This is a genomic window from Pseudomonas sp. 44 R 15 (assembly GCF_900004965.1).
Classification (GTDB): Bacteria; Pseudomonadota; Gammaproteobacteria; order Pseudomonadales; family Pseudomonadaceae; genus Aquipseudomonas; species Aquipseudomonas orientalis_A.
Window position 1 is genome coordinate 1 of sequence record NZ_CVTU01000101.1, and the last position, 18,549, is coordinate 18,549.

Annotated in this window: 14 protein-coding genes; 8 read left to right on the forward strand and 6 right to left on the reverse strand. The window is 61.3% G+C overall.

Annotation, left to right across the window (positions count from 1 at the left end):
• Nucleotides 1-110 precede the first annotated feature (110 nt).
• Nucleotides 111-1,241 (reverse strand): OpgC family protein, encoded by a 1,131-nt coding sequence (locus BFP93_RS17585; protein WP_065894024.1) that lies wholly within the window; start codon nt 1,239-1,241, stop codon nt 111-113.
• Between the two features lie 173 nt (nt 1,242-1,414).
• Nucleotides 1,415-3,034, reverse strand: a complete 1,620-nt coding sequence (locus BFP93_RS17590; protein ID WP_065894025.1) for an FMN-binding glutamate synthase family protein — start codon at nt 3,032-3,034, stop codon at nt 1,415-1,417.
• Nucleotides 3,035-3,213: 179 nt separating this feature from the next.
• Here BFP93_RS17590 and BFP93_RS17595 point away from each other — a divergent pair, with 179 nt between their 5' ends.
• From BFP93_RS17595 to BFP93_RS17600, 3 genes are all read left to right on the forward strand, one after another.
• The gene (locus tag BFP93_RS17595) at nt 3,214-3,693 is read left to right on the forward strand and encodes a hypothetical protein (protein ID WP_065894026.1); all 480 of its coding nucleotides are present in this window, start codon (nt 3,214-3,216) and stop codon (nt 3,691-3,693) included.
• Between the two features lie 171 nt (nt 3,694-3,864).
• On the forward strand, nt 3,865-4,143 hold the full coding sequence (locus tag BFP93_RS27640) for a type II toxin-antitoxin system RelE/ParE family toxin (protein ID WP_083205687.1): 279 nt from the start codon (nt 3,865-3,867) through the stop codon (nt 4,141-4,143).
• Nucleotides 4,144-4,151: 8 nt separating this feature from the next.
• Nucleotides 4,152-4,457 (forward strand): HigA family addiction module antitoxin, encoded by a 306-nt coding sequence (locus tag BFP93_RS17600; RefSeq protein WP_065894027.1) that lies wholly within the window; start codon nt 4,152-4,154, stop codon nt 4,455-4,457.
• 18 nt (nt 4,458-4,475) lie between these two features.
• Here the strand turns inward: BFP93_RS17600 and BFP93_RS17605 are convergent, their stop codons facing one another.
• Entirely contained in the window at nt 4,476-6,317 is a 1,842-nt protein-coding gene (locus BFP93_RS17605; RefSeq protein WP_256095219.1) for a DAHL domain-containing protein, read from the reverse strand.
• Entirely contained in the window at nt 6,314-7,282 is a 969-nt protein-coding gene (locus BFP93_RS17610; protein ID WP_065894029.1) for a cytochrome-c peroxidase, read from the reverse strand. The genes BFP93_RS17605 and BFP93_RS17610 overlap by 4 nt, the downstream gene beginning before the upstream one ends.
• Nucleotides 7,283-7,503: 221 nt before the next feature.
• On the opposite strand from BFP93_RS17610, the gene BFP93_RS17615 reads away from it, so the two are divergent.
• Genes BFP93_RS17615 through BFP93_RS17625 form a run of 3 tightly spaced genes read left to right on the forward strand, consistent with a single transcriptional unit; the run spans nt 7,504 to nt 9,730 of the window.
• Nucleotides 7,504-8,817 (forward strand): HD domain-containing phosphohydrolase, encoded by a 1,314-nt coding sequence (locus BFP93_RS17615; RefSeq protein ID WP_065894030.1) that lies wholly within the window; start codon nt 7,504-7,506, stop codon nt 8,815-8,817.
• Nucleotides 8,814-9,227: an NUDIX hydrolase gene (locus BFP93_RS17620; RefSeq protein WP_065885970.1), complete on the forward strand. Its 414-nt coding sequence runs from the start codon at nt 8,814-8,816 to the stop codon at nt 9,225-9,227. The genes BFP93_RS17615 and BFP93_RS17620 overlap by 4 nt, the downstream gene beginning before the upstream one ends.
• The gene (locus tag BFP93_RS17625; protein WP_065894031.1) at nt 9,224-9,730 is read left to right on the forward strand and encodes a GNAT family N-acetyltransferase; all 507 of its coding nucleotides are present in this window, start codon (nt 9,224-9,226) and stop codon (nt 9,728-9,730) included. The genes BFP93_RS17620 and BFP93_RS17625 overlap by 4 nt, the downstream gene beginning before the upstream one ends.
• A 143-nt stretch (nt 9,731-9,873) precedes the next feature.
• On the opposite strand, the gene metR is transcribed toward BFP93_RS17625, so the two are convergent.
• Nucleotides 9,874-10,791 carry a transcriptional regulator MetR gene (gene metR, locus BFP93_RS17630; RefSeq protein WP_065886448.1) on the reverse strand — a complete coding sequence of 306 codons (918 nt, stop codon included), beginning with the start codon at nt 10,789-10,791 and terminating at the stop codon, nt 9,874-9,876.
• Nucleotides 10,792-10,869: 78 nt separating this feature from the next.
• On the reverse strand, nt 10,870-16,440 hold the full coding sequence (locus tag BFP93_RS17635; RefSeq protein WP_256095220.1) for a dermonecrotic toxin domain-containing protein: 5,571 nt from the start codon (nt 16,438-16,440) through the stop codon (nt 10,870-10,872).
• Nucleotides 16,441-16,625: 185 nt separating this feature from the next.
• Here BFP93_RS17635 and BFP93_RS17640 point away from each other — a divergent pair, with 185 nt between their 5' ends.
• Complete coding sequence (locus BFP93_RS17640; RefSeq protein ID WP_065894032.1) at nt 16,626-17,645, forward strand: alpha/beta fold hydrolase; 1,020 nt, start codon at nt 16,626-16,628, stop codon at nt 17,643-17,645.
• Nucleotides 17,646-17,699: 54 nt separating this feature from the next.
• The gene (locus BFP93_RS17645; protein ID WP_065894033.1) at nt 17,700-18,353 is read left to right on the forward strand and encodes a DsbA family oxidoreductase; all 654 of its coding nucleotides are present in this window, start codon (nt 17,700-17,702) and stop codon (nt 18,351-18,353) included.
• The last annotated feature ends 196 nt before the right edge of the window (nt 18,354-18,549 follow it).

The window sequence follows — 18,549 nt, forward strand, 5'->3', positions numbered from 1 at the left end:
GATTCAAGCCTGCGTTCGGCCAGCGTGGTTTAACGGGGCGCCTGAGATCAAAAGCAGATCAAGAGCGACTCGCTTCGCATCGTGGTTACGGTTGAGGCTACAGCGTTGTGCTAGACCGCCGGCGGCTGGAGCGCAGCGGCCCTGCGCTGGTCCAGTTGCCGATTGAACTCCAGCCACGCGGCAAACAAGATCATCACGGCGGCCCCCACCAGCGCGGTGAATACCTGCATGACGAAGGTATCGCCGGTCAGCGCGTTGACCATGTCCGCCAACGGCGCCAGGACCACGCCCAGGCAAAATACTTCCAGGGAGTAGCGCCCCATTCGCGCCAGTTGCCGTGCCAGCCACTGTTGCGTCCAGCCGACACCGGGGAGCAATTTCGCGGTGACGTAGGCCAGCGCCAGGAAGTGCAGCAAGCGCACGGGGGACAGGTCGGTCTTGCTGATCGGGTACAGCCATTCGCCGATCAGGCGCGGCATCCACGCATCGTGCACGTCGGGCCAGCGCCACGACAGGGTGATCACGCACGCCGTCACCACATAAGCCGCCGCCGCGATGAACAACGGTTGACGCAGCAGCGGGCGCTGTTCAACCGGGCGCGCCGCACGCAAGGCCGCTGCGCCGCCAAGGATAAACAGGCATTGCCAGGTGATCGGGTTGAAATACCACACCCCGCCGTTGCTGGCCGGCAGGTTCCAGCCCTGCCAGGGCGCCAGCAGGTAGACCGTCACAGAAATGGCCACTGCCACCCTCGGCGCACGCAACAGCAAGGGCAGCGTGAGGGGCAGGCTGAGAATCAGCACGATATACAGCGGCAACGGGTCGGTCAGGTTGGGTTTGAAGCGCAGCAGCAACTCATCGACCAGGGCCTGCTGGGTATTGTTGAGGAAATACTCCAGGCCCATCTCCTGCACCAGGTCACGGGTCTCGATATGGCTGTTGGCGAAAATCACGATGCCCATCAACAGCGCCAGCAGAAAAATATGCACCACGTAGAGCGTCCACACCCGGCGCAGGATTTTCAGGCAGGCAATGAAGTAGCCATCGCGCTGCAGGATCTTGCCGTACGCCAGCACCGCCGCGTAGCCGGCCAGGAAGACGAAGATTTCGGCGGCGTCACTGAACCCGAAGTTCTGCACGGTGACATTGGCCAAGGGGTTGTGGGGCACGTGATCCCAGAATATGAAGATCAACGCCAGGCCCCGAAAAAAATCGATGCGCGGGTCGCGTCCGTTCAGCATTGCTGCGGGCTCTTGAACAAGTTGTTGAATGTAGATTAGCGAGCGCGGGCGTTTTCGTATGCGCGCGTCGGGCGGGCGCAGGTTGGCGGTATTTGTAGGCAATTGCAAAGGCTGGGTATTACCGAATGTCTCGACGGCCTGCCCGGCGTCCGGGCAGGCATTTACTGGAGGAATCAGGCAGCGGCCACCTCATGCGGCTCAAAGCTGTCCGCCCGCGCCATCTGCCACATCCGCGAATAGAACTCGCCGTTCACCTCGCCGGTGAGCAACTCGCCCGGCTTGAGGAACACATGCAACTGCGAGAACAATTTGATCTCGGTTGCCGACATGCGGCGCACCAAGTGCTTGGCCGACAGCTGCGACGGATGATCAAGCCCGGCGGCGGCGAGCATTTCCGCCAGGGCATGGAGGGTGTTGCGGTGAAAGTTGAATACCCGCTGGGCCTTGTCCGGCACCACCAGCGCGCGTTGGCGCAGCGGGTCTTGGGTCGCCACGCCGGTCGGGCATTTGTTGGTGTGACAGGACTGCGACTGGATGCAGCCGATGGCGAACATGAAGCCGCGCGCCGAATTGGCCCAATCGGCGCCGATGGCCAGCACACTGGCGATGTCGAAGGCACTGACGATCTTGCCGCTGGCGCCGAGCTTGATCTTGTCGCGCAGGTTCAGGCCCACCAGCGTGTTGTGCACGAACAGCAGGCCCTCGCGCAGGGGCACGCCAATGTGGTCGGTGAACTCCACGGGTGCGGCGCCGGTACCGCCTTCCTTGCCGTCGACCACGATAAAGTCCGGCAGGATGCCGGTTTCGAGCATGGCCTTGGCAATGCCCATGAATTCCCACGGGTGGCCCAGGCAGAACTTGAAACCCACCGGCTTGCCGCCGGACAGCTCACGCAGTTGGGCGATGAAGTGCATCAGCTCGATGGGCGTGGAAAATGCACTGTGGCGCGACGGTGAAATACAGTCTTCGCCCATCAGGATGCCACGGGTGTCGGCGATTTCCCGGGTGACTTTGTGCTTGGGCAAAATCCCGCCATGACCGGGCTTGGCGCCCTGACTCATCTTGATTTCGATCATGCGTACTTGCGGGTCCTGCGCTTGCACGGCGAAGCGTTGCGGGTCGAAACGGCCGTCGCTGGTGCGACAGCCGAAGTAGCCGCTGCCCAGTTCCCACGTCAGGTCGCCGCCGTTTTCGCGGTGGTAGGGGCTGATGCTGCCTTCGCCGGTGTCATGGGCGAAATTGCCCAGTTTGGCGCCCTGGTTCAGCGCCCGGATCGCATTGGCACTGAGCGAGCCGAAGCTCATCGCCGAAATATTGAACACCGACGCCGAGTACGGCTGTGTGCACTGCGGGCCACCGACCATCACGCGAAAGGCGCTGGGGTCGCTCAACGGTGCGGGCCGCATGGAGTGGCCGATGAACTCGAAGCCCGCCTGATACACATCGATCAAGGTGCCGAAAGGTTTGTCGGCGGTTTCGTTCTTGGCGCGCGAATACACCAGCGAGCGCTGTGCTCGGGAAAAGGGCAGGGCATCGCTGTCGGATTCGAGCAGGTACTGGCGAATTTCCGGGCGGATGGCTTCCATCAGATAACGAATGTTGCCCAGGATCGGGTAGTTGCGGCGCACGGCGTGGGGACTTTGCAGCAGGTCGAAAATGCCGATCAGGCTGAGGAGCCCGGTGACCAGCGTGACGGGCCACAGCCATTCGTGTTGGATAAAGGGCAGGCTGCCCAGAGTGAATATGACGCATGCGGCAAAGAACGCGTAACGGCTTAGTAACGACAGGCTCATACGGTTTTTTCCTTGGTTCGGACTCTTCAGGTCGATCCGGCATTCTGCGCCCGTATCCAAACACGCGACAAGGATTGAAGGCCCTGTCGCGGCAGGCGCACGCCATGGAACCGTTGGCTGAAAGGTAGCCACTATCGGTGCAGGACGCCCGCTTTCCCCTGCCTCTGGAGTCATCGCTCATGCCGATCTCGTCTGCTGTTTCCGGCCATTCCATTATCAATCAAGGCCTGCCCCCGGCAGTCGGCCGTGAACAGTCAGTCGCTCATTCCGGGCAGCGGATGGGGGCCGCTCGGCACGAGGCTTCCCACGTCAACCGCGACGGCACTCAACCGGGAAAGCTTCAGCGGTTCGCCGCCGAGGCCGGCAAGAACCTGTGGTTTATCCCTGGCATGAGTAACGTGTTGCTGGGCATTGCAAAGGCCAAGTCCAATGGCGAGAGCGCTGTCAGTGGCGCACTGGCCGGGTTCAACAAGACCTGTACAGATGGCTTTGACCAGGCGCTGGTCGGCGCGGCCACTGGGGACTACAAGGCCGTTGCCAAAGGCTACTTCGACGCGGTGAGAAAGAACGAGGCCACGCCGGGCTCCGTCAAAACCGGCTTGCACGAGGTGTCGGATGCCGTGGGCCTGGCTACCGCGTTGCGCGCCGCAAAGTCGTGACAACGGTTTTATCGGCCACTGCGGGACGCTCCTCACAGGCCGCTCTGGTTCCCAAAGCGGCTGTTTTTGACTGTTTTCCCAGACCGCTCGTCGCCGTATATCCGTGTCAGTTGAATATTCAAGAAAGCCATGTAAAGTCAGTCATTAACGAATAACGTTAAGCATTAAGCGATGATAAGAAGCTTCAAATGCGCTGACACACGAACCCTTTTTGAAACCGGCCGAACCCGGCGTTGGTCTGCCATCGTTTCTGTGGCGGAACGAAAGTTGAGCATGCTTGATGCTGCAGTTGACCTCGCCGATTTGCGGTCACCGCCAGGAAACAGGTTGGAACAGTTGTATGGTGACAGAGAAGGGCAGCACAGTATCCGAATCAATGGTCAGTTCCGGGTCTGTTTCGTTTGGGGGCCTAATGGTCCGGAAAACGTTGAAATTGTGGATTACCACTGAGGTGAATCATGTTTAAGAATGGCATGCGTCCCGTACATCCTGGAGAAATTCTCAAGGAAGAATACTTGGAGCCGCTGGGCCTGACTGCGGCAGCGCTCGCGAGGGCGCTGCACGTATCCGCGCCCACGGTGAATGACATCGTATTGATGCGTCGCAGTATCAGCGCAGATGTCGCGTTGCGTTTGGCGGCTGCACTGGAAACATCCGCGCAGTTCTGGCTGAACTTGCAGACCGCCTATGATTTGCGTACTGCGGAAATTGCCAAGGGCGCTCAGATCTGCAAGGAAGTCGAGAAAGTTGCGCATTGCGCATGATGCGATAGCCGTGTCAATTCAAGACCGGTGAGCAGTCCGGTTTTTTGGCGGCGTGCCCTGCGCCGCCGTCTGCCGGATCGGCAGCACCACACGAAACGTCGTTCCCTTGCCCAGCTCACTGCTGACCGAGATATTCCCCCGGTGTTTCTTGACGATGCCGTAGGACAGTGACAGCCCCAGCCCGGTGCCTTCGCCCACCGGCTTGGTGGTGAAGAACGGGTCGAAAATCTTCTGTACGGTGTCGGCGGCAATGCCGCAGCCGTTGTCCGTCACTTGCAGCCAGACCGTGTCGCCGTCCACGCCGTTGCTGATGGTGATGGTGCCGCGCTCCGGCCCCATGGCCTGGGCGGCGTTGATCACCAGGTTCATTACCACCTGGTTGAGCTGCGAGGCCAGGCATTCAATGTCCGGCAGTGGCGTGTAGTGCTTGATCACATCGGCCTTGTACTTGAGTTCGCTGGCGACGATGTTCAGCGTCGAATCGATGCCGTGTTGCAGGTTGGCGAACTGCCACGTCTGGTCGTTATCCACCCGCGAGAAGTTTTTCAGGTCCTTGACGATCTGTACCACGCGGCCAATGCCATCCTTGGACTCACGGATCAGCAGCGGAATGTCCTCCTTGAGAAAATCCAGTTCCAGCTCTGCGCGCAATGCATCGAGCCGGTCGCGCGGGTTCTGCTGCGGGATCAACGCTTCGCTGTGTCGATAAGCTTCGAGCATCTGTTGCAGCTGGTTGAAGTAGCGCTCGAGGGTGCTGAGGTTGGATGAAATGAAGCCCATCGGGTTGTTGATCTCATGGGCGACGCCGGCGGCGAGTTGCCCCAATGAGGCGAGCTTTTCGGACTGCACCAGTTGGCTTTCCAGGTGCTTGCGCTCGTTGATTTCCAGTTGCAACGCCTGGGTGCGTTGCTCCACCAATTGCTCCAGGGTTTCGTTGGCCGACTGCAAGGCACGGTTGACGCGGTTGATCTCGGCGAAACTGCGCTGCAGGCGCACGGCCAGGTAAAGCAACAGCACCACCAGTAACGTCGAGAACACTAAAAGGTAGCGATGGTATCGATGTTCAACGAGGTCGGCGGCCTGCTGGTCCTGATTGAGGTGGGTGGTCAGCGCGTCGAGGCGCTCGGCCACGGGCACGGCGGCAATCCGCTCGAGCAGGCTGTTGACCACCGGCTGTTCGCGCAGGATCAGCGAAATATGGTTGCTGAGGGTATCCACCGGCGCCTGGAACTCACTGGGCAGGCTTTGTTTGTTGATCGCCAGTTTGCCCAGGCCCACCAGGATATCGGCGGCGCGCTCGTCGCTGGTGACCTGGGCGAACTCCAGGCTGCTGAGCAGCAGGTCGTAGGTGTCGGTGGCCACGTCCTGCAGCTGCAGCCGGCGTTCATCGTCCATGCTGTTGAATTGGGCCTGGATGTCATCTTCGGCGGTTGGCAGAAACGCCAGTGAGTTGCGCAGCACGGCGTTGTGGGTTTTGAACTGGTCCACCAGCCGGGCTTTTTCCTGGATGGCCGCCTGATAGGCCGCCTGGCCGGCTTGCCAGCCCGACAGGTCGGTAGCACCGTGGTCGGTAGCGCGGCTCTCGAGTTGCGCCCAGAGGCGGGTCATCTCCGTCAGCGGCATGACCAGGGGGTCGTAGTCGTGAGTGATTGCGATACGGGCCTTGAGCACTTCGCTGTCCCATTGCGCATTGAGCTGCTGGAGCTGGCGGATCAGGTCCCGCGACTGGGTATAGATGGCGGTTTGGTCGCGGGACGACTTGAGGTACAAAAACACCAGGGTGGAGGCGAGGAACAGCGTCATCAGGCCCAGCAATAGTTGGCTGGCGCGGCGGCGATACAGGCGTGTCAGGCGTTTCATAACGGCTTGCCCGCCCATTCGCCGGTCAGGGTCTTGAGAAATTGGATAATCAGGTCCTTGTCTTCCTGGGTCGGATTACGCCCCAGTTGGTACTTGAACATCACATCGACCGCTTCTTCCAGCGTGCTGGCCGACGCGTCGTGAAAATACGGTGCGGTAACGGCCACATTGCGCAGGCTGGGCACCTTGAACACGTAACGGTCGTCTTCGTTCCGGGTCAGCAGGTAACGTCCGAGGTCGGACGCCAGCGGATTACCGCGCGCCTTGAAGTAGTCGCCCATCACACCGAATTTCTGGAACATGTTGCCGCCGATATTCACGCCCTGGTGGCAGGCGATGCAGCCGTAATCCTTGAAGCGCTGGTAGCCGTACTTTTCCTGGGTGGTCAGTATCTCGGTGTTACCTTGCAGATACTGATCGAATCGCGAATTGGGCGTCAGCAAGGTGCGCTCGTAAGTCGCCAGTGCGTTTTGCACATTGGCGGCGCTGATGCCGTCGGGGTACGCCTGCCTGAATGCGCGCTGGTAGGCGGGCAGGGCAGAGAGGTTGCGCACCACGGTCTGCCAATCGCTGCCCATTTCCAGCGGGCTGGTCACGACCTGTTCGACCTGGGCCTGCAGCGTGTCCACCCGACCATCCCAGAACTGCTTGAAGTTCAGGCTGGCGTTGAACACCGAAGGGGTGTTCAACGCCACCGGTTTGCCGTCAACGCCGAGGGAGAACGGTTTGTCATCGGCACCGCCGGCTTCCAGCCGGTGGCAGCTTGCACAGGAGAACTGGTTGTTGGCCGACAGGCGCGGCTCGTTGAACAACTGGCGACCCAGCTCCACCCTGGCCGGGTCCAGCGCCGGTGCCGTCGGCAAAGGTTTGAGCGCCTCGTTCAGCGGTGCGGCCGCCAGCGGCGCGGCGATGCCCAGGCACCACGCGAAAACAAAGCCTGGGAAAGCGATTGAAACGTTGCTCAAGCGAGCACTCCTTGCGGCCCGGGGCCTGGTGATTGGCGTCGGTAGCGTGCTGCCCACCTTCGCCCATGCTGGCGACTTGCCCTGACAGCATAGCCGAGCTCGCTTGATATCGACGGTGAGTTGGCGTCAAATCAACAACGCTTTCGCGCGCTCGGCCTGGACAGGCCCGGCACACTGGTTCCATCGAGCTTAATTTGATTTAATTTGAAGGCAGAGTCGCCATGGATGAACCACTCGCTACCAAGCCTGCCGTTTTGCTGGTTGACGATGAAGAGTCGATCCTCAACAGCCTGCGCCGCCTGTTGCGCAGCCAGCCCTATGACGTCGTGCTGGCCACCGGCGGTGCCCAGGCGCTGGAGATCATGGCGACCCGGCCCATCGACCTGGTGATGAGCGATGCGCGCATGCCCGGTATGGACGGGGCCACACTGTTGGCCGAGGTCCACCGTCTGTACCCGGGCACCCGCCGCATTCTGCTCACCGGTTATGCCGACTTGAGCACCATCGTCAAGGCGATCAACGACGGCCAGATTCACCGCTACATCAGCAAGCCCTGGAATGACGAAGAGTTGCAGTTGATCCTGCAGCAAACCCTCGAACACCAGCGGCTCGAGCGTCTCACCCATGCGCAGAACGACCAGCTCAAGGCGCTCAACGCCACGCTGGAAAAACGCGTGACGGCGCGCACCGCCGAGTTGCAACAGACCGCCGACATGCTCGACCTGGCCTACGACGAACTCAAGCGCAGCTACGTGACCGGTACCGAAGTGTTTTCCCTGCTGGCCAACCTGCGCTTGCCCAAGGACAAGCAGACCAACCGCGCGTTGATCGAATTGGTCCGCGTGTACTGCACCACCCAATCCATCGATGAAGCCGACACGCGCGACCTGACCATGGCCGCCGCGCTGTACAACATCGGCAAGTTGAGCTGGAACGACAGCATGATGGTTGCGCCGTCGGACAGGCTGCACAGCACCGACCGTGAGCTGTATCGCGAATACCCGACCCAGAGCGAGTCGTTGCTGATGACCCTGGAGCCGATGAAGGACGCGGCGCGCATCATTCGGCATCACCAGGAGCGTTGGGACGGCTCGGGATTTCCCGACCACCTCAAGGGCGACGCGATCCCGCCGGGTTCGCGGCTGTTGAAGTTGGCCGTGGACTTCATCGAGCTGCAAAAGGGCCTGATCCTGGAGCGGCACCTGAACAGCGACGAAGCGCTGCTGTATATCCGCAAGTACGCCGGGCGCCTGTATGACCCGCAATTGGTCGAGGATTTTGTCCAGGCCTGCGCCACCTTTCTCAGCGATGTGACACTGGGTGATCCCACGGTCAAAGTCCTCACCACGCGCGAACTGGAGGACGGTATGGTGCTGGCGCGCAACCTCAATGCCGACAATGGCATGTTATTGCTCAACGCCGGCAAGGTGCTGAACCTGCCGCTGGTGGACAAACTGATCGCATTCGAGGCGATGGAGGGGGCAAAATACAGCGTATTTATCAAGCAACCTGACGAGATAACCCTTCCTACATGAGCCACTCAACCATTCGCATCGCCGCTGCCGTCCTGATCGATAAAGAGGGCCAAACGTTGCTGGTGCGCAAGCGCGGGACGTTGGCCTTCATGCAACCGGGCGGCAAGATCGACCCTGGCGAGCAGGCCGTGGAGGCGCTCGCCCGTGAGCTGCATGAAGAACTGAACCTGCACATCGACCCGGCACAAGCGCTGTACCTCGGCCAGTTCTCGGCGCCCGCCGCCAACGAACCGGGCTTCACCGTGCAGGCCGAGCTGTTCCAGTTGCACATCGACGTGGCGGTCACTCCGGCCGCGGAAATTGAAGAAATACGCTGGATCGATCCAGCAGGCGACGGTGGTCTGCACCTGGCGCCTCTGACGCGCGATTTGATCCTGCCGTTCTATCGCGACTCGCTGGCTGGCGCGTGATGATTCGCCCGCTGGACGCCGACGATGCGCAAGCCTATCGCGCGTTGATGCTTGAGGCTTACGACACTTATCCCCAGGCGTTCACCTCCAGCGTTGCCGAGCGCGCAGCGATGCCGTTGAGCTGGTGGGAAAAACGCCTCGACAGCCCGCTGGATCGGCTGCTCGGCGCCTTCGAGGGCGATCAACTGGCGGGTATTGTCGGGTTGGCATTCGAGCCTCGGGAAAAGGCGCGGCACAAAGTGACCCTGTTCGGCATGTACGTGACCCAGGCTTATCAGCAAAGAGGCCTGGGCCGGCAGTTGGTAGAGGCGGCGCTGGTGGAAGCGCGCCGGCATCCGCGCCTGAAGTTGATCCAGCTGACGGTGACTGCCGGCAACGAGGCAGCGCTTGCGCTCTACCAGCGCTGCGGTTTCATCCAGTACGGCCTGGAGCCGCTGGCGGTGCGGGTGGGGGATGAGTATTTCGACAAGATCCACCTGTGGCGCGAATTGACCGATCACTGATACCCACTGTAGGAGCGAGCTTGCTCGCGAAAAACCTCAACGATAACGCGTGCTTCCTGAATGAACGCGGTGCCTGTGAGTTTTTCGCGAGCAAGCTCGCTCCTACAACATCAGGGCAAGCCCCACCTGTTTGCCGGCGGCGCTCAGCGCACTGCACTGACCCCATCCAGGGTGGAAAACGACGTGTCCTTGGCCGTCAGCAAAAAGTCGCGCATGTACGGCGCATCCAGCATGTCCTCCCGAATCCCCGCATACAGCGTGGCGAACAAACCTTTCTCGCCCAGCCGCTTGGCCTTCACATACCCGCGCGAGCTGTATTCATGCAGCGCCCAGTGCGGCATGCCGCACACGCCACGGCCGCTGGCCACCAATTGCATCATCATCACCGTCAGCTCCGAGGTGCGTACCTGAGCGGGCTCGACGTCGGCCGGTTCCAGGAAGCGCGTGAAGATGTCCAGGCGGTCACGTTCCACCGGGTAGGTGATCAGGGTTTCAGTCAGCAGGTCCTCGGGCACGATGTACGCCTTGTTTGCCAGCGCGTGCTGGTTGGCCACGGCCAGCATGGCTTCGTAGGTGAACAGCGGCACATAGGAGATACCCGGCAGTTCCAGCGGGTCGGAAGTCACCACCAGGTCCAGGTCGCCACGCGCCAGTGCCGGCAATGGCGCGAAGGCAAAGCCGGAGGCGAGGTCCAGCTCGACCTCCGGCCAGGCATCGCGGAACTGGTCGATGGTCGGCATCAACCACTGGAAGCAGCTGTGGCATTCGATGGCCATGTGCAGGCGTCCAGCCGTACCGCCAGCCAGCCGCGCGATGTCGCGTTCGGCGCCGCGCAGCAAGGGCAGGGTCGCGTCCGCCAGTTGCAGCAGGCGCAGGCCGGCGCTGGTGAAGCGCACGGGCTTGGTCTTGCGCGCGAACAACTGCATGCCCAGGCGCTCTTCCAGCTCCTTGAATTGGTGGGACAGCGCGGACTGGGTCAGGTGCAGGCGCTCGGCGGCCTCCACCAGGCTGTCGGCTTCGCGCAAGGCGTGCAGGGTCTTGAGGTGGCGGATTTCGAGCACGGTGGTCTCCATGAATTAAATTTATGCGCAATGATAAGACATTGAGCCGTATTCATGTTGGCCCTCGCGCCATTCGGTTCACCCCAGTGGTTGGAAGTGCGCGCGTGCAAAGGGCTTGTCAATATTGCCGCGCCAGATGGCCGTGTCCGCAAAGGTCGCTCCGGCACCCGCTCTAGCGGCTTGCCATTTCATGCCCAGGTACTGTTGATCGTGGCGCTTCAAATGTGCCTTGGAGAAACCGTCGAAAGGTGAATGCTGCGCGTCATAGTGAAAATGCGCGTACCAGATCGGTTTGTCGGCCGGCCCCTGTTTGCCGGTGTCGTACACCTCATACTCCTGCAGATAGTCGTCTTGCCCATCCGGGCGTTTATCCCTGAGCTTCTGGCGGGGGCCTTTCTTTCGAATCACGACTCGGCCCTTGCTGATCAGGTAATCCAGATAGCCTTCGGTTGGGGTTCTGCTTTCCAGGCTGCGCTGGACCCTCAGGCCTTCCCCGGCCTGCTCAAGTGCGCTGGCGCGGGTACGCAGTTGTTCGATAATCGGGTGCTCGGCGGCCAGGCGTTGCACGTTGTCGGCGCGGGACCTGAGCTCTTTGGCTTCGGTGACCAGCCTGTGCTCGAGGTTGACCGGCTCCATGGTCTTGTAGCTTCGGACATGGTTTTCGAAGGTGTCCGCTGCCCTCAAGCGCGCCTGGGCATTTGCGACGACGCCGTTGATGTCGGTCGGCAGCGGCAGCGGGGCGGTTACCGGGCGGCTCTGGAGAGTGTTTAAGCGATAGGTGTTGCCATCGCCTATCTTGTCCCAGATTTCAACGGGCGCGCCGTCTGCGTCGCTGATGATGAACTGCCTGGGGGACTGTTGCCCCGCCGGTTTTTCGGTGCCGATCAATAATTGCCCGTCTTCGGTTTCGAAGATGGCGTGCGTGGCGGTCGGCTTTGGCTCGGAGGCGGGTTTCTTGATTGCACGTTGAGCTTTTCGAATCAGGCGTTCAAGGTCGTCTTGCAGGCGCGTGAGAAAGCTTTTGTCAAAATGGTTCGGCGAGCTTGCGTTCCAGGCGCTCAGGTCACGGGACAGTTCTTCGTAGACGTTCATGCAGTTGTGCAATACCCGGTTGCGTTCTACCCGGCTGATATTGGCCTCGTTGAGGGTCATGTGCGTGGTCAACGCACGGTCGAACCTGCTCCTGGATTGATGCACGGCGACCTCCTGGAACAGCCAGTCAATGGTTATCGTGTCCGTGCGCAGGGTGAGCGCCTGCATGAGATTACTGCTTCTCATGCTGGCCAGGCGCAGGTCGGTAAACCGGTGTTTCCAGGCATTCAAGTAGGAGGAGATCTCCGTGCGTGTGTGTCTGACGGTGATGTGTTTGACCCACTGGCCCATGTCTTTCATCGAGCGCTCTATCGTGTCCAGCTCGTCCAGCGAGTCCAGGCGACACTGTCTGATTTCACGGGTCAGTGCTTGACGTACGCCTGGGGCATGAGATGAATCGTTCAGTTGGCCGGTGATCTCGATTGTCCGGTCAATAAGAACGCTGGCCCGGTCTTTCGCGTTTTGGATCAGATGGTTCAAGCGGTCCGCTACGATGTGCGCTGTTCTGTTCAGTTCCTCGGCATAGTCGAGGTCGCGAATATGCACGTGCTGTTGCTTGGCCGTTTCGAACGACGCGTGCATTTTCTTGCCATTATCAATGTCCCTGGTCAGCGCGATGTCCAGGTTTTTACTGTCCACCAGTTTTTGCGGGGCTATGGCGGACTGGGCCGGATAGTCGCTGGTGAATTTCTTGAGGTGGTGGGTGGTCGTGGTGACCTGGCCGTAAAAGTCACGCGCCTGGTTTTGCAGTGACTGGCCCAGATCAAGGCGCTGCATGTTGACCTCAAGTGCCGCTGCAGGCAGTTGCCGGGCGACAGCCGCCGGGACGTTCGCCTGTGCCCGCGACGCGCCACGTCGTGTACGCCGGCTGCCGCCGCCATAACCGGTGAGGTGGCCGCCATGCAGGGCCCCATAGGTATCCCATTGCAGGGCCTGATCCAGGGCAATGGCCGGAGAGTAATACTTGCCCTGGGCAACCAATCGCATTTCGTGGGTGGTGGCGTCGAACCGGACCTTGAAAGGGCGACCTTCACTGAGGATGTAATGCTCGCCTGAGGTATGGCGCAGGGTGTGGCGATAGGGCCCGGTCTGGACCGGTTGCAGGCTGCCGGCCTCAAGGATGCCGGGGTGTTCATAGCCGGCAAAGCGTTGTCGGGCAGTCGCGCCCTGGCGTGACTTCAAGGCTCGCCAGACGCTGAGGCCGACGCCCTGTTTAAGTTGGTGGGCGGCATTCAGTTGCCGCGCCGCGCTGCCACGCGCGTTGGGTGCAGCGGCAATCGCCAGCGCATCCATGGCCGCATACACCAGGCATTCGAATACCGAAGCCAATTGATCGATGCCATGCGCGGTGTCACCGCGCCTGAATGCAGCGACGGCTTGATACAGGCTGGTGGTGGCGTCAGCCAGGGACACTGCCGTGCCGATAAAGGGGATGAACGACAGGGCGATTTTGATGCCGTTCAATACCTTGCCGCTCTGGAGCGCGTATTTCTCGTGGGCCAGGTCGTCGTTGGAGCGCGCCTCCTTTCGATGGGCCTCCAGCAGACGGCCCATGTGGGCGTCCAACTGGTGGGTGGCCAGCGTTGTGGTGGTTGGCCAGGGAAAACCTGCCTGAATCATCGCGTCGTAGCCTTTGACGGTGGCGTGGTCGATGCGCTGGACGTGTGCCTGCACATCGCCCTGGACCGCACGTCCCGCCACGTATTGCACCATGGTGTCGAGCCGGCACAGTTCGAACAGGGCAATGCGCGCCTGCTCGAGGCTGGCATAACTGCGCAGGTAGCGTTCGTCAGGTGCGTCGGGCAGGTAAAGCAGGGTGTTGCCCGAGTTTTGTTCTTCGATGAAGGTGATGCCCGACAGCGTGATCTGGCTTTGCTGGCGCGTATCCGCGCCGCCGGCACTGAGGTGGGCCGGTAGCAGGCGGATGCGTTTGCCGCCTGCGTTCCAGGCGGCCTGGGTGTCGGCATCGATGGCGGTCTGGAGCAGTTGCAGTGCGTCGGCGCTGATGTGGTTCTGCATGCGCGCCAACAGGCCTTGTATGTTGAGCATCAGGCGCCACGGCTCCACCAGGCATTCGCGGCGGTAGCGCTTTTGATGGATGGATTCCCCGGGGGCACCCTTGAAGGCTTCAAGGATACGGACTTCGTACTGCCTGGCCAGGTCAAGGTCGGTGACCAGATTCGCCAGATAGCGTTTTGTGACGCCTGCCTTGAGGGTGTCACGTTCCTCGGCGGCGTCGGCGGTCACTTCGACGCTCACGAACCCCAGGCGCAGGCTCAGATCGGCATCGAGGTTGCGTAGCGCCAGATCGTCCAGGGATACCTTGCTGCGACTGGCACTGGGCACGTCAATGACTTTGACCGGAGTACCCGGCGCGGAGCCGGCGATGGTGTCGCGTCGCTGCTCCACCGAGTCTGGCATCTCCAGTTGGAGCGTAAAGCCTTTTTGGATGGCGAAATCCTTGCGTATACGCGCGTCGATCTTGCGCCTCACGAACACCTCGCGTGGCGGCAGGGAGCGCTGCAGCAACGCTTGCGCACGTTTCAACGCCGGTACGTAGGCGCGCAGGAGCGTTTTGAGGGCCTCGCGTTTTTCCACGGCTTGGGCGCCCAGCCATGACGGTAGTTGTTCGGCCAGCAGTCGCGCATTGTGCTGCTCGATGAGCAACAAGTACGCTGCCTCGCGCGCCGAGTTATCGGGTATCAACAGGCCCGGCAGCGTTTGCGCACGCAGCTTTTCAAGCGCTGCGGCACGTTGTGAGGCGTGTTCATCGCCTGGCCATGCCTGACGTATACGCGCGGCCTGGTCTTCAAAGGCAAGCTGTTGGCTGCTGAGGCTATGGTCGAACGGGTTCCGGGTGAGCGTGGTGAACTGCAGGGCCAGTTGCTTATCCTGGGGTTGTATGCCGAATACGCTTTCTTCAAGGGCCTGGCGCGAATCGAAGCGCTGCAAACCGCCGTCGCTGCCAGGCCAATAAATGAAATGCACGCCGTCATGGAGTCCTGGCGTCGATGCCGTCAGGGGTGGGAGCCAGACCAGTGGCCCACTGAGTTCGGTACGGGTTGGCGTTGAATGGCCGGCTTGAGTAACCGACAGTGTCAGCGCGACGACGTCAGGCGCGGGGGAGGCCAAGGCGCTTTCGATCAGGTGCAGTTCGTCTTCACTGATCTGCGCCAGGGTGCGCTGGATGCGCGCCTCGATCCGCAAACCTTGCACGCGAGCCCGGTACAGCGCTGTGTAGTGCCTGTTGAGTGCATCGAGATCCAGCGGTGCTCGATTGAGCATGGCGCGCGCCGCCGTTTCAGCGGCGTGCTGTTGCACCCTGAGGGCGTCCAATTGTTGCTTGAATGACTGCCAGCGCTCACTCGTTGGCGTGTCGTTGCCCAGCAGGTTTTCCAGCGCATGACGGTGGTGTTGCATTAAAGCCTTGCGCTGGTGGCTATCGACACCGTTGTGCAGCAGGCCGAATTGAGGGAGGTGTGCAGTGATCACGGTGTCGTCAGCCGATTCCGACGGTGCGGGCATCGCGGCAAACAGCGATCGGGTTTTACGCTGGGCATCAAGCTCGTCGACGTGTTGGAGGGCCAGGAATGCGTCGTGCAGCGGCACGTTCGCGAGCGGGCGGACAGCGTCCTGGTACTGCTCCTCGGTCAACTGCTTCAACCACAGGGTGATGCCCATTTCCAGCGGGTTGCTGTTGACCTTGTATTCGACCCTTGCCAAAGGATCAACCTCGGTGGTGCCGAACAGCGCTTGCTGGCGGTCGAGCACCGAGCGCTCCATGGCCCCACGGCTGCTGAATGCCTGCCATGCCGGCACCTGTGTCGGCAGGTACAGCAATTGGCTGACCGGCGGTTCTGTATCCAGGCTCAATACCCAGGCGCCGGGCAGGGCGATGGCGTGGGCGCCGTGGGGTTTGAGAAAAACGTGCTCGGTGTAGCGTGTTGGCGCCTGCGCCGTGGCCGGCCCTGGATAGAGCAGCGAGAACACGGGGTCCAGGACTTCGGTGTGGACCTGCCCCTCGGCGAGCGCGCGCTCGGCGCTGGCTTCGATGTGAATTCGGTACAGCTCTATGACCCGCTTGTAGCAAGTGACCGGCGAATGAGGCGCGCGCTGCGTACGCCAGTAGCGCAGCCAGTGGTCATCCAGGCTTTGCTCCAGGTCGAGGACTTTCAGTTCATCGAGCAGCATGGCGACGGTGTACTGCGCCAATGCATGGGCCGGTGGCAGGTTGACCACGCTGGCCTGCGGCACGTGCGCGGTGTCCAATGCCGGGTGTTGTTGCATGTAGAGGCAAGCATCGGTCAGGGCTATCCGGCTACGCCCCCGTTGCTCGGTGGCGGGGAACACCAGGGTCACGCGTTCACCGTCCAGTTGAAGCTGCTCGTGGAGCATCAGGTTGATCGTGCTACGCAGCGTTGGAATACCGGGCATCAGGGTGAGCAGCTCGGACCGGCAATCCTGCAGGCGTTGCGTGGCGTCCGAAAACAGAGGCGCGTCGATGGTCGGTTGCAATAATGGGTGTGTCGCTGCAGGCAGGACAATGGAAGCAAGCATGGGACTGATTCGCTCTAGAAGGCCAAAGCCCTATTAGAGGTCGACGCGCCGACCGGTCGGCTGCATATAGCTATCGACTGACCGCTGGGCACTCTTCATCAAACTGTCATCGAACTGTGGCAGCGCGCTTGAACAAAGTTCATCAGACTCGCGTTCTACTGGGGTTCTGCGTTTCGGTGTTTTTCATGCGCGTGTTGCTTTTACTGGCCGCTCTGTTGTTCGGCCTGCCGTCTTTTGCGGCTTCTCGATGTGATGTCAATGTCCCGACCCAAACGGTCGACCTGGCTCAGGTGAGCATCGCCTACCAGAGTATCGGGCGTGCGTCCGACCCTGCCTTGCTGCTGGTAATGGGCCTGGGTGGGCAGTTGATCCATTGGCCGGATGAAGTGGTGGTCGCCCTGTGCGAGCAGGGTTTCCGGGTGATCCGCTATGACAATCGCGATGTGGGCCTGTCAACCTGGCGCCAGACCCCGGCCAGTGCCAACCTGACCTTCGAAGTGCTGCGCTACAAGCTCGGCCTGCCGGTGGCGGCACCCTACACGCTGACCGACATGGCCGACGACGCCCTGGGCTTGATGGATGCGTTGCAGATTCGGCAATTCCACGTGCTGGGTGCAAGCATGGGCGGCATGATCGCCCAGCACCTGGCGGCGATGGCGCCGCAACGGGTGGAGAGCCTGACGCTGATCATGACCAGCTCCGGCGCCGAGGGCCTGCCCGCTCCGAATGCGGCGCTGGTGCAGTTGTTGTCGCGGCGCAGCGCGCCCAATCGCGAAGTCGCCCTGGAGCAGCAAGCCGATCTGCTCGCGGCGCTGGGCAGCCCGACGGTGAAGGATGACCGCCAGGCCTTGCTGCATCAGGCGGCGTTGGCCTATGACCGCGCGTTCAACCCCGAAGGCGTGAAGCGCCAGATCATGGCGATCCTCGCCGAACCGAGCCGCGTGCCGTTGCTCAACCAATTGCGCGTGCCGACCCTGGTAGTGCACGGCACCGCCGACCCGCTGTTGCCGGTGATGCACGGCGTTCATCTGGCCGCGCATATCCAGGGCAGCCAGCTGAAATTGATTCCGGGCCTGGCCCATCGTTTTCAGGAAGCATTCAAGGCGCCGTTGCTGGCGGCGGTGCTGCCTTACCTGCAGGCCCATCGCGACGATGCGGCGCACTGGGCGCGGGTTGACGTGGGGGCGCGTTCGAAGCTGCTGTAGAGGTGGTGTATCGTGTCGCTTTGCGCCGCATTAATGCCAGCGAGGTTGTCCATCATGAGTACTCCCCTGAAAATCGATTTCATCAGCGACGTATCCTGCCCCTGGTGCATCATCGGCCTGCGCGGCCTGACCGAGGCACTCGATCAGCTTGGCGCCGAGGTGCAGGCCGAGATTCATTTCCAGCCGTTCGAGCTGAACCCGAAGATGCCCCCTGAAGGGCAGAACATCGTCGAGCACATCAGCGAGAAATACGGCTCCAGCGCCGAAGAGTCCCAGGCCAACCGCGCGCGCATCCGCGACATGGGCGCCGAGCTGGGCTTTGCCTTTCGTACCGACGGCCAAAGCCGCATCTACAACACCTTCGACGCGCACCGTCTGTTGCATTGGGCCGGGCTGGAAGGTTTGCAGTACAACCTCAAGGAAGCGCTGTTCAAGGCCTACTTCACCGACGGCCAGGACCCTTCCGACCACAAAACCCTGGCGATCATCGCCCAAAGCGTTGGCCTGGACCCCCAGCGCACCGCTGATATTCTCGCCTCTGACGAATATGCTGCCGAGGTGCGTGAGCAGGAGAAATTGTGGTTGACCCGCGGCGTGACCTCGGTGCCGACCATCGTGTTCAACGACCAGTACGCGGTCAGCGGTGGCCAGCCGGCCGAAGCCTTTGTTGGCGCTATTCGTCAGATCATCACTGAGTCCAAAAACTAGAGCCGGACACCGATCAAAATGTGGGAGGGGGCTTGCCCCCGATGAGCATAGGTATCCACACAACGCTGTATCGCCCAACCGTAACCACGATGCGCAGCGAGCCGCTCTTGATCTTGATCTGCTTTTGATCTTGATCTCAGGCGCCCCGTTAAACCACGCTGGCCGAACGCAGGCTTGAATCCGTGGGTAACCCGGC